The 11,405-nt window shown below is 57.7% G+C and carries 12 protein-coding genes and 1 pseudogene; 9 read left to right on the top strand and 4 right to left on the bottom strand.

Translation table 11 applies throughout. From position 1 onward, the window contains the following. Window positions 1-124, top strand: a pseudogene (locus AC13D2_RS04980) (IS630 family transposase); the annotation flags it as partial. Window positions 125-140: 16 nt separating this feature from the next. Here the strand turns inward: AC13D2_RS04980 and yihA are convergent. Beyond that, entirely contained in the window at window positions 141-767 is a 627-nt protein-coding gene (yihA, locus tag AC13D2_RS04975) for a ribosome biogenesis GTP-binding protein YihA/YsxC (protein ID WP_292049553.1), read from the bottom strand. 174 nt (window positions 768-941) lie between these two features. Here yihA and AC13D2_RS04970 point away from each other — a divergent pair, with 174 nt between their 5' ends. The 3 genes from AC13D2_RS04970 (at window position 942) to AC13D2_RS04960 (ending at window position 3,257) form a co-directional block, all read left to right on the top strand. Next, window positions 942-1,550, top strand: a complete 609-nt coding sequence (locus AC13D2_RS04970) for a c-type cytochrome (RefSeq protein ID WP_300493455.1) — start codon at window positions 942-944, stop codon at window positions 1,548-1,550. Between the two features lie 148 nt (window positions 1,551-1,698). Beyond that, the gene (locus tag AC13D2_RS04965) at window positions 1,699-2,337 is read left to right on the top strand and encodes a thiol:disulfide interchange protein DsbA/DsbL (protein WP_300493456.1); all 639 of its coding nucleotides are present in this window, start codon (window positions 1,699-1,701) and stop codon (window positions 2,335-2,337) included. 59 nt (window positions 2,338-2,396) lie between these two features. After that, window positions 2,397-3,257, top strand: a complete 861-nt coding sequence (locus tag AC13D2_RS04960; RefSeq protein ID WP_420389747.1) for an endonuclease/exonuclease/phosphatase family protein — start codon at window positions 2,397-2,399, stop codon at window positions 3,255-3,257. Window positions 3,258-3,311: 54 nt separating this feature from the next. Here the strand turns inward: AC13D2_RS04960 and rpmG are convergent, their stop codons facing one another. From rpmG to radC, 3 genes are all read right to left on the bottom strand, one after another. Beyond that, window positions 3,312-3,467: a 50S ribosomal protein L33 gene (gene rpmG, locus AC13D2_RS04955; protein ID WP_007153739.1), complete on the bottom strand. Its 156-nt coding sequence runs from the start codon at window positions 3,465-3,467 to the stop codon at window positions 3,312-3,314. Between the two features lie 11 nt (window positions 3,468-3,478). Beyond that, window positions 3,479-3,715, bottom strand: a complete 237-nt coding sequence (rpmB, locus tag AC13D2_RS04950) for a 50S ribosomal protein L28 (protein ID WP_027829915.1) — start codon at window positions 3,713-3,715, stop codon at window positions 3,479-3,481. A gap of 201 nt (window positions 3,716-3,916) precedes the next feature. Continuing rightward, window positions 3,917-4,591 (bottom strand): RadC family protein, encoded by a 675-nt coding sequence (radC, locus tag AC13D2_RS04945; protein ID WP_292047061.1) that lies wholly within the window; start codon window positions 4,589-4,591, stop codon window positions 3,917-3,919. 163 nt (window positions 4,592-4,754) lie between these two features. Between radC and coaBC the strand changes: the two genes are divergently transcribed. The 5 genes from coaBC (at window position 4,755) to AC13D2_RS04920 (ending at window position 11,404) form a co-directional block, all read left to right on the top strand. Continuing rightward, on the top strand, window positions 4,755-5,969 hold the full coding sequence (gene coaBC, locus AC13D2_RS04940; protein ID WP_292047060.1) for a bifunctional phosphopantothenoylcysteine decarboxylase/phosphopantothenate--cysteine ligase CoaBC: 1,215 nt from the start codon (window positions 4,755-4,757) through the stop codon (window positions 5,967-5,969). 12 nt (window positions 5,970-5,981) lie between these two features. Further along, a complete protein-coding gene (gene dut, locus AC13D2_RS04935) occupies window positions 5,982-6,443 on the top strand; it encodes a dUTP diphosphatase (protein ID WP_292047059.1) in 462 nt (153 codons plus the stop codon). A gap of 83 nt (window positions 6,444-6,526) precedes the next feature. Next, window positions 6,527-9,154 carry a phosphomannomutase/phosphoglucomutase gene (locus AC13D2_RS04930; RefSeq protein ID WP_300493463.1) on the top strand — a complete coding sequence of 876 codons (2,628 nt, stop codon included), beginning with the start codon at window positions 6,527-6,529 and terminating at the stop codon, window positions 9,152-9,154. A 47-nt stretch (window positions 9,155-9,201) separates the two neighbouring features. Further along, window positions 9,202-10,098, top strand: a complete 897-nt coding sequence (argB, locus tag AC13D2_RS04925; protein WP_300493464.1) for an acetylglutamate kinase — start codon at window positions 9,202-9,204, stop codon at window positions 10,096-10,098. Window positions 10,099-10,165: 67 nt separating this feature from the next. Next, window positions 10,166-11,404, top strand: a complete 1,239-nt coding sequence (locus AC13D2_RS04920; protein WP_482938285.1) for an LSm family protein — start codon at window positions 10,166-10,168, stop codon at window positions 11,402-11,404. Window position 11,405: the final 1 nt, after the last annotated feature.

Below are 11,405 nucleotides of genomic sequence, written 5' to 3'. Positions count from 1 at the left end.
GTACATTAAGGTCCACAACGAAAAACTGGCCAAGCCGTTCCGGTGGCATAAAAGCGCCGAAGCTATTATGACATCGGTGGCGCGGGCAAAGCTGAGTGCCATTGATAATAAGCGCGCGAATTAACCGAATGGGACACTAGTTAGTCGTCGGCTTCCAGCCAGGTGGTCAGTGCCTCCCGGCACTCGTCGACTCCCCGTTTTGATGTTGCCGAGAACATGATCAGGTGTTCCACACACTGAAATGCTTCCAGCTTCCTTGAAATGCCCATCATGGCTGTCTTTGCGTGGCCAAACTTCAGTTTGTCGGCCTTGGTGGCAAGAATCATCAGTGGAAGGTTGTTATGTTCGCACCATTCCACCATCATTTGGTCGAAGTCCGTCAATGGGTGGCGTATGTCCATGACCAGTACCAGCCCCCGCAGGCAGCGGCGATCATTCAGGTAGTGGCCAAGGTGTTGTTGCCAGTCATCTTTCATGTCCCGGGATACCTTGGCGTAGCCGTATCCGGGCAGATCCACCAACCGGCAGTTCTCACGGTTGAGTGAGAAGAAATTGATCAGCCGGGTGCGTCCGGGGGTCTTACTGGTACGGGCCAGCTTGCCGTTGGTGGTGATGCAATTGATGGCGCTGGATTTGCCCGCGTTCGAGCGGCCGGCGAAGGCCACCTCGGAGCCGTGATCCGGAGGGCATTCCTCCAGGCGCGAGGCGCTGATCAGGAACCGGGCACTGTTGAACGAGAGGCTTTTTTGAGTCAGGTCTGATGACACGGGTGTTGGCATTCCTATTGGATTTCAGTTATCAGGGATTAATGTATAATGCTACACCAAATCCGGGCAGTACGCTGAGCGTTGCTGCTGAACAGCCCCGGTTTGAGCCTTCTTGGCCAGTGCCTGCCGGCTGCATAACGAAGAAAACTTTTGGATGAGAGAAGCGGAGCGAGCATGAAGAAACTGATCGCAGGAGTTGTTCTCGGTGTTGGCCTCACAGCGATGGCTCACGGGGCGGGAGATCCTGAAGCAGGCGAAGCAAATGCAGCGGTGTGTGCCGGGTGTCATGGCCAGGGTGGCGCCAAGCCAGTGATGGCGGTTTATCCGAAATTGGCGGGCATTGGCGAACAGTATTTGTATCAGCAGTTGGTCGCGATCAAGGAAGGCAAGCGTGAAATTGCCGAAATGACGGGGCTTTTGAGCGACATGTCTGACCAGGATCTGCAGGATCTTGCGGCCTATTTTGACAGTCAGGATATCACTGTTGCCCAGGCCAACCCCGATCTGGTTGATGAGGGGCAGATGCTCTACCGCGGTGGCAACATGGCTTCTGGCGTGCCAGCGTGTGCCGGGTGTCACAACCCTCGAGGTATGGGTAATGAGCCTGCCGGCTACCCCAGGCTCAGTGGTCAGAGCGCTGAATACGTCGAAAAGCAGCTCAAGGCATATCGAGACGGTGAGCGTGATGCTGGTCAGAACGCATCCATCATGATGGATGTCGCCGCCAAGTTGACCGATACTGAAATCAAGGCCGTTGCGAGCTACGTGTCCGGTCTTCAGTGATGCACGGCACGCGTTAGACTGAAAAACCCCCGCTGATGCGGGGTTTTTTTATGGGTTGCCGCTGTTTAATCCATACCCGGTGGAACTTTTCGTGCCTGCTGGGTCATAATCCCTTCACATCATCCAATCTGATAACCGGAGACCATGAATGATCCGATTAATCCGGAACGCCGCATTATCCATCCTGGCCATGTCGTTTATTGCGCAGGCCAGCGCCGCCAGCTGGGAGGAAGGGACGCACTATCAGGTGCTGGATACCCCGGTGAGAACCGCCAGTGATAGTGGAGTCGAGGTGGCTGAGGTCTTCTGGTATGGCTGCCCTCACTGCTACACCTTCAAACCGCTGGTCGAAAGCTGGGCGGAAGATCTGCCGGAAGACGTCAACTACGTAAAGATTCCTGCGGCCCTGGGCAGTTCCTGGGAGCCCCATGCCAAGGCCTTTTACGCGCTGGAAGCCATGGGAGAACTGGACAAGGTCCATGACGCCCTTTTTGATGCGCTTGCGGGAGAGCGCCGCCCGCTGAATTCGGGTGAGGCTCTTGCTGATTTCGTGTCAGGGTACGGTGTCGACGGCGAAGAATTCCTCAAAAATTACAACAGCTTCGGTGTTAATGCCAAAATGCAGCAGGCTCAGTCCAAGATTCGGGGTGCGCGTGTTACCGGCACACCGACTATGCTTGTGAATGGTAAGTACAGGGTTACGGCTTCCATGGCGGGTAGCCATGAAGCGACACTGGAGGTTGTCGATTACCTGATCGAGCAGGAGCGTGCTGGTCAGGCCGAGTAAACGCATGAGCCCGGTCCGCTGGCCGTGACCGGGTCTTGTCAGGAGTCTGAGCTGCCATCATGTACGACCGTATTCGCAAGCAGCTGAATGGTATCCTCAGGTCAACGAACGGCCCGCGCGGGGCTTGTTCCGGCGATGAGCATGTTCCAGCGTTCGAGGCTCATCGTCACATCCGGCTGCTGACCTTCAATATCCAGGTCGGCATCAACACCTCCTCCTACCGTCACTACTTCACCCGAAGCTGGCAGCACTTTCTGCCTCACCGCAACCGCATCCAGAACCTTGACCGTATCGCCACCCTGCTGAGCAACTACGATGTGGTCGCCTTGCAGGAGTGTGATGGTGGCAGCCTGCGCAGTGGTTATATCAATCAGGTGCAGTATCTGGCAGAGGCTTCAGGTATTCCTTATTGGTACCAGCAGCTCAACCGAAACCTTGGGCAACTGGCGCAGCACAGCAATGGCCTGCTGAGCCGCTATCGTCCCCTGGATGTGAAAGAGCACCGATTGCCCGGGCTGATTCCGGGGCGGGGCGCCATTTTCGCCCGTTACGGGGCCGAAGAAGATCCCCTGGTGCTGGTGATGATGCACCTATCGCTCAGCAAGGCGGCTCAGCAGCGGCAACTGGCGTATATTCAGGAGTTGATTTCGGAGTATCAACACGTGGTTCTCATGGGGGATCTGAATAACCACGCAGAGCAGTTGTTGAGCAACACGCCGTTGAAACATTCGAACCTGGTCCCGTTGCCCGAGACGGCCCACAGTTTTCCGAGTTGGAGGCCGGAGAGGGCGCTGGACCACATACTGGTCAGCCCCAGCCTGGAGATACGACGGTCGGAGGTAGTCAGCTATCCGGTGTCGGATCATCTGCCGATCGCCATGGACATCAAGTTGCCCAAAGGGTATCTGGAAACGTTTTAGCGGCAAGCACAAAAAAACCCGGCCATGGCCGGGTTTTTTTTGGTAACGAAAATCTTACTTGATCTTCGCTTCCTTGTACGCAACGTGCTTGCGGACAACCGGATCGTACTTTTTGATCTCGATTTTTTCCGGGGTGTTACGCTTGTTCTTGTTGGTCGTGTAGAAGTGACCAGTACCTGCTGATGAAACCAGCTTGATTTTCTCGCGCATGATGCGGCTCCTTAAAATTTCTCGCCGCGGGCACGAAGATCGGCCAGCACAGCGTCAATGCCTTTTTTGTCGATAACACGCATACCCTTGGTGGATACGCGCAGCTTTACGAAGCGCTTCTCTGATTCAACCCAGAAGCGATGGTTCTGCAGGTTGGGCAGAAAACGACGACGTGAGTGGTTCATTGCGTGAGAAACGTTGTTACCGGTGACCGGTCGCTTACCGGTAACCTGACAGACTCTGGACATACTTGCCTCCGACCTGAGCTTTGGTCCTGAAAATGCGTATTTAAATCGTTTAATCGGGTCTCTGGTTGCTACCTGCGCCTCAAAAAATGCACGCTGCTCGCCAGACGCCGCCAGAAAGGGACGCTTTTATACCAGAACTGCCTCCCCAACGCAAAAATTTGTTGGGAATTTGGCCAGTTTTCCGGCGAAGCACCGCCGGATTTACATCAACCCCCGTTCTGCAAGCGATATTACCTCACCATGGCCGACAACCATATGGTCAAGAACCCTGATATCCACCAATCCCAGCGCTTCTTTCAATCGCCGGGTCAGTGAGATGTCCGACTGGCTGGGTTCTGCAACCCCTGAGGGGTGGTTGTGGGCAAAAATAACGGCCGCTGCGTTGAATTCCAGGGCTTGCCGGACGACCTCCCGCGGGTAGACGGCCGCGCCGTCTATGGTTCCCCGGAACAACTCCTGATAGCGGATCACCCGATGCCGGTTGTCCAGGAACAGACCTGAGAAAACCTCATGGGGGTAGGTTCCAAGGCGACTGCACAGAAAACGCCGGGTATCCTCCGGTGAGCGCAATGGGTCCCCCTGGCGAAGCGGCTCGTCCATGACCCGTCGGGCCATTTCCATGGCGGCCTGGACCTGAGCGTACTTTGCGGTGCCAAGCCCTTTAACGTCGCAGAATTGCCTGCGGGAAGCGGTCATCAATCCCCGCAGGCCACCGAAGGCTTCGGTGAGATGGCGGGCGAGCGCCATCACGGGCGTGCCGGCCGTGCCGGTTCGCAAAAATATGGCCAGTAGTTCCGCGTCCGACAGGCTGGCGGCGCCGTGGGCCAGCAGGCGTTCCCTCGGGCGTTCGTCGGTGGGCCAGTCTGAATTTGACATGATGGAGTCCTTTCTATCGTGATGACGCGCATCCTGCGCCTTGAATACGGGGGCGGTGGTGCCCTGTGAGCAGTTGGAATTCTAGCATGCTGTGAGGCTGCCGACAGCGCTCTGGCATGCTATCTTATAAGCCTTTCATTTCGTGATGAATACGGAGCCGTTGATGGCCGCTAAACGAATTCTGCTGGGTGTGACCGGTGGCATTGCTGCCTACAAGAGCGCAGAACTGGTTCGCCTGCTGAAAAAGTCTGGTCACGAGGTGCGGGTTGTGATGACCCGTGGCGCCGAGGCCTTCGTGACACCGCTGACGTTTCAGGCGCTTAGCGGTGAGCCGGTCAGAACTTCTTTGCTGGATCCGGAAGCAGAGTCCGGAATGGGGCATATCGAACTGGCAAAATGGGCTGATCAGGTAGTGGTTGCGCCCGCCTCCGCGGATTTCATTGCTCGCCTGGCTCAGGGCATGGCCGACGATTTGCTGACCACCCTGTGCTGTGCCACAGAAGCCCCCATCGCGGTGGCTCCGGCGATGAATCAGGCCATGTGGAGCAACCGCAGGACCCAGAGAAACATTGAACTGCTGGCGGCGGATGCCCAGGTGACCCTCTTGGGGCCCGGCCAGGGCGCCCAGGCCTGCGGTGATGTGGGGCCGGGTCGGATGCTGGAGCCCACCGTGTTGTTTGACCTGATTTCCGGTGCTACCAAAGGCCCACTGGCGGGGCGGCGTGTGGTTATTACCGCAGGTCCTACGCGGGAGCCGATTGACCCGGTGCGCTATATCAGCAATTACAGCTCTGGCAAAATGGGGTATGCGTTGGCTTCAGCCGCAAGAATGGCCGGTGCGAACGTCGTCCTTGTCAGTGGTCCGGTGTCCATTGAAGCGCCGGCGGGCGTTGAGGTTCGCAGTGTGACAACGGCACAGGACATGCTGGAGCATGCTAGTGGCGCCGTGGATGAAGGCTGCGATCTGTTTATTGCGACGGCGGCGGTGGCGGATTATCGCCCCGACAGCTGTGCCGGCGACAAGATCAAGAAAACGGACGAGGGCATGAGACTGTCGCTGGTGCGTAATCCCGATACCCTCGCCGCCATAGCGGCGCGTGCCGATGCGCCCTTTACCGTGGGTTTTGCGGCAGAAACCCGGGACGTTGAGCACTATGCCCTCGATAAACTGACACGCAAAAAGCTGAATATGATTGTGGCCAATGATGTGTCTGCGCCGGGGCTGGGCTTCAACAGTGACAATAATGCTGTGATCGCTTTCTGGCCACAGGGCCGGGAGGTCATCGGGCCCGATACCAAGTTGGCAATCGCTGAGCGGCTGATTGCGCTGATTGGTGAACATCTCAAATCAAAGGCTGGCTCCGCTGGCAGTCTGTAACAAGGAAAACCAATGACCCGCAAAACCTTTCAGGTACGCATCCTGGATGACCGGATCGGTCGTTCAGTTCCCTTTCCCGAATATGCGACGGACGGCTCTGCCGGCCTGGATCTGCGTGCCTGTCTGGACGCGCCGCTCACACTCAAACCGGGGCAGACCGAACTGATAAAGACCGGGCTCTCGATTCACATCGCGGATACCTCGTTGGCAGCGATGATTCTTCCCCGCAGCGGCCTCGGCCACAAACATGGCATTGTGTTGGGTAACCTGGTCGGCCTGATTGATTCTGACTATCAGGGCGAATTAATGGTTTCCTGCTGGAATCGGGGGCAAACCGAGTTCACCATCAACGTGGGTGAGCGCATTGCGCAGCTGGTGCTTGTGCCAGTCGTACAGGCAGACTTTGAAGTGGTGTCGTCCTTTGACGCCAGTGTGCGAGGTGACGGCGGTTTTGGTTCCACGGGAACCCGATAAGGTATCAGACGCAGATCACTGCCCAGGGTCTATACTTCCCTGATAATTGAAGAATTCGGGCGAAAACACCTGCAGGATGGACTATGAAGCTTGGCAAAAAGAAGAACTCTGAGGATGCTGCATCTGACGCCAAACCGGACAGGAAGCAGACAAAAAAACAGAGCAACGAGAAAAAATCCGCGACCGGCCCACGGCATAAACGGCTGACGTCAGTCGCTGTTTTCCAGGCCCTCGTGGTGGTGCTTGCCGGAGTGGCTTCGGCAGCACTGCTGTATTTTCTGCTGGCGGTTCCGGCAGAGTCCCGTCGTTATGAAGCTCAGGCCGCCCTGGAGGCAGACGCTGCAGCTGTGCGTATCAATCAGCAGCTCGCCTTGTTGCAGGACACGGTTGAGGGTATCGCCGATCAGGATTATGTGCGCGCCGCGCTGAGAGGAGAGGCCCCCCTGAGCGCCGCCGCGGCGAATCTCGCCAGGGTGTTGCCGGATATTGAGGCCGTTTACCTCTTTCCCTACGGAGACATTCCCCGCACATCCTCCGAACCAACACTGGGCTTTTCCGGCCTGGATCTTGCGCGCCGCGCGGAGACGGGTCAGAGGCTTTTTCCAGATGCGTTTCCGCGCAGCGGCCAGTGGTACCTGCAGATGTCGACGCCGGTTCGCAACCCCCAGAGCCGCGCAGTCACTGGCAGCGTATTGGTGGTATTCGATGCGGCCCGGCTGCAACCGCTGATGGCCGGTGTAAACCCGGCATTGGGCGGAGAGTTTTCCCTGGTACAGTCGGTGAACGGTTCAACGCGTAACATCGTCAGCCGTGGTAGTGGCAATGGCCCGACGTACGAGCGGGACCTTGTCAACCCTGACTGGAAACTCAGATACACCCCTGCCTCCGAACCCGCGCCCCTTTTCAGTGGCACGTTGGCCATCGTATTCGCTCTGGTTCCGGCACTGGTCGCTGCTATCATTGTCTGGGTAGTGCTCGGCAGTGCCCAGCGAGGTCTGCGGCAGGACGTAACAGCCTTGATCCAATGGACACACAAGGTCTTTGGTGGTGAGCGGGTCAAGCCACCGGCACTGAAATGGGACATGGTGGCGTCGACGGCGGAGGTGCTGCACCGGCTCGCCCAGATGGTGGAAAAACGGGTCGCCAAAGCCGGTGAATCGGCGCGGCCGAAACCGGGCAGTCGGCCGCCGTCCCAATCAACCGCAGATGAGCCGTTGTTCCAGGACAAAGATGTGTTGGACATTGATATGCTTGATGGCGATGACGACGTGCTGGGCTTCGGCGGGTCCGATGGCCTGGACGATACGCTAGACGTTGAAGAAGTCAGCCTGCCTGAGGCCGAGGTCTCAGACACCATATTCCGGGCCTACGACATTCGTGGCATTGTTGACGAAACCCTGACGGCGGATATTGTCACCGTGATCGGCCGTGCCATCGGCAGTGAAGCTATTGAGCGGAGGGTGGACAGCCTTTGCATTGGGTATGATGGCCGGCATTCGAGCCCGGACCTGGCCGACGCGCTGGCGCGGGGCATCATGGCCACTGGGTGCAACGTGATCCGTGTCGGTGCCGTGCCCACCCCGGTACTCTACTTTGCGACCCACGAGTTGGATACCGGTTCCGGTGTCATGGTGACCGGCAGTCACAACCCGGCCAACTATAACGGTCTGAAGATCATGCTGGGTGGCGAAACCCTGCACGGCGAGGCCATCCAGAAACTGCTCGAGCGAATCCGCACGGGGGACTTTGCCATTGGCCAAGGTTCCCAGTCTTCGGAAGATGTGCGCCGCGCCTATCTGGATCGTATCGTGGGTGATATTGCGGTTGCGGCACCTTTGAAAGTGGTTCTGGATGCTGGAAATGGCATCGCCGGCGAGCTCGCACCGTTGCTGATCGAAGAGTTGGGCTGTGAAGTGATACCGCTCTATTGTGAGGTAGATGGTAGTTTTCCCAATCATCATCCCGATCCTGGCAAGCCGGAAAACCTGGCCGACCTTATCGAGTGTGTGAAGGCCGAAGGTGCCGATATCGGCCTGGCTTTCGATGGCGATGGCGATCGTCTGGGGGTCGTGACCAACACCGGAAAGATCATCTGGCCGGACCGCCTATTGATGCTTTTTGCCCGGGATGTGGTGTCGCGTAACCCCGGTGCCGATGTGCTGTATGACGTAAAGTGCAGCCGTCGTCTGGCGGGCGTGATCTCCGAGGCTGGGGGGCGGCCAATCATGTGGAAAACCGGTCACTCCCTGATGAAGGCCAAGATGAAGGAGTCCGGAGCCTTGCTGGCGGGTGAAATGAGTGGACATATCTTCTTCGGCGAACGCTGGATGGGTTTTGATGACGGCTTGTATTCTGCTGCCAGGTTGCTGGAAATCCTTGGTGTCGAAGACCGGCATTGCGATGAGGTTTTTGAGGATTTCCCAGAAGACATCAGTACACCGGAGCTGAACGTGGAGGTCTCGGACGAGACCAAGTTCCCGCTGATAGAGAAGCTGAGTCGCGAAGGGGACTTCGGTGATGGGAACATCAGTACCATTGACGGTATCCGCGTGGAGTTTACCGATGGTTGGGGTCTGTGCCGGGCTTCCAACACAACGCCGGTGCTGGTGCTTCGCTTCGAGGCAGAAACCGAGGAGGCGCTCGAGCGTATCAAGGCGGTATTCCGTGAGCAGCTTCAAAAGGCGGCTCCGGACCTTGTCGCGGATTTTTGACAGCTCTGGAATAATGACCGACTTTTCTGACTAACAAGGCAAGATGAATGGCTCTGGATCGTGAAACAGCAATGCAGGTGGCGGCCGTACTGAGTAAGGGGCTGCCCTATATCCAGCGGTTTACCGGAAAAACGGTGGTGATCAAGTACGGCGGCAACGCCATGGAAAATGAGGAGCTGAAAAGCAGCTTCGCCCGTGATGTCGTTCTGATGAAGCTGGTGGGTATCAACCCCATCGTGGTCCACGGTGGTGGCCCCCAGATTGGTGAATTGCTCGAACGCCTTAACATCAAATCCAATTTCGTGAACGGCATGCGGGTCACCGACAGCCAGACCATGGACGTGGTGGAAATGGTGTTGGGTGGCCAGGTCAACAAACAGATTGTTTCACTGATTAACGCTCATGGTGGGACGGCCGTGGGGCTGACTGGAAAGGACGCCAACCTGATCCGCGCCCGCAAGCTGGAAGTCATGAACCGTTCTGCGGAACTGCAGCGTCCGGAAATCATTGATATCGGTCATGTGGGTGAAGTCGCGAGTGTGAACGTGGAAGTGATTGACATGCTCACCCGCAGCAATGTTATTCCGGTGATTGCTCCGATTGGTGTCGGTCCCGATGGCGCGTCGTATAACATCAATGCCGATTTGGTAGCGGGTAAGGTGGCGGAGGCCATGAAGGCGGAAAAGCTGATCCTGCTAACCAATGTGTCCGGCCTCAAGAGCAAGGAAGATAAAGTGCTGACCGGGTTGACCGCAAAACAGGTTAACGACCTGATTGACGATGGCACCATCCACGGCGGTATGCTGCCCAAGATCCGCTGCGCTCTGAACGCCGTGGAGAATGGCGTTCGAACCTCCCATATCATCGACGGCCGCGTGGCCCACGCGACGTTGCTGGAAATCTTCACGGACGAAGGTGTCGGTACCCTGATCTCCCGTAACTGACCATTGCCGCCTATTGCCTCGCTGTGCGAGGTAACACCCTGGCGTCATGCCCCAAGAGGACCAAATCATGAAGCGCCTGCTGACCTTTCTGGTTATCCTGGCTCTGATAGGCTACCTGTCGTTCAAGGGGGCGATCTGGTGGCTGGCTGACCAGCGGCTGGCCGATGCCCAGCAGGCGATTGAGGAATTGGGCGTTATTGATCGGGGTAATATTCGCTCGGACCTTGTCGGCCGACTGGTGTTGGGTGATGGCAGCTACCAGGACTTCCGGCTTACCCGCCCGGTGGCGTTCCACCGGTTGATGTTCAATGCGGGCTCTCCGGTCGCCCTTGTGAACGCGCTCCTGGACCCTGCGGACCTGCCCCCGCATTGGTCATTGGTGGCAGAGAACCTGAGCCTGGGGCTCGACACCAACATGTTCCGCAACTGGGTGACGGCAGCGGGCGAGGCAGCCCCCGCATTGTTCTCACCGGTTTGCGGTCCTGATCATCGCCAGCAACTGGGCAGTGGTGATCTGATGCGTCTTGGTGTAAATGGTGTGTCCGGTGAGGCTATGGTCATTCAGAGTGGTGATGGCCTCTACGCGGAGCTGACAACGGCCAACGCCGGCAGCGTGGAGTTGGACTGGCCCGGCGCTCGCCTGGATCCCCTATCACTGCCGGCCCTGTCGGAATCCACGCAGTCGCCGGTAACCGTGACACTGCGGGATGGTGGTCTGATGCGTCGAGTTGCGGCCTACTGTGCTCGGGAATCGGGTGTAGAAACCGGGGAATGGGCCGGTATCGTCATGGCAGCGTTTCGCGAGTCGCTGGCGGCCCGTGGCTTTGGTGCCAGCGACCAGTTGCTGGCCTTGTATCGGCAATGGCTGACAGAAGGCGGGGAATTGACGCTGGAACTGAACCCCTCGGCACCGGCATGGGGAATACCCGTTCGCAGTGGAGAATCCACAGACATCAGCCTCGCCGTCCGCTACAACCGTTCGGCGGTGCCCGATGTCTATCTTGAACGTATCGAACCCGCGATACCGGATGTGCCGGAGGAAGTGCTTGAACCGGTGGTGCCGGGAGAGAGTGCCCCGATTGTTGATGGCTGGAACCTGGCCAACACGGAGAATGCGCAAACCTGGGTCGGGCGCACGGTGAGAGTTACGCTGGACAATGGTAATGTTGTGGAAGGCCGCCTGGTCAGCGTGGGCGACGAACGACTGGAAGTCGCACGGCTGATTGATGGCGGGGAAGTGGCGTATCCGATTGCCATTCGACTGATTGCAACGTTTGAGGTCTGGCGCCAAGGCCAGGCCCGCTAGC

It is taken from the genome of Marinobacter sp. B-12 (genome assembly GCF_056857915.1).
Note: the sequence above shows the minus strand (reverse complement) of the source record. Positions and strands in the feature narration are given on the sequence as shown.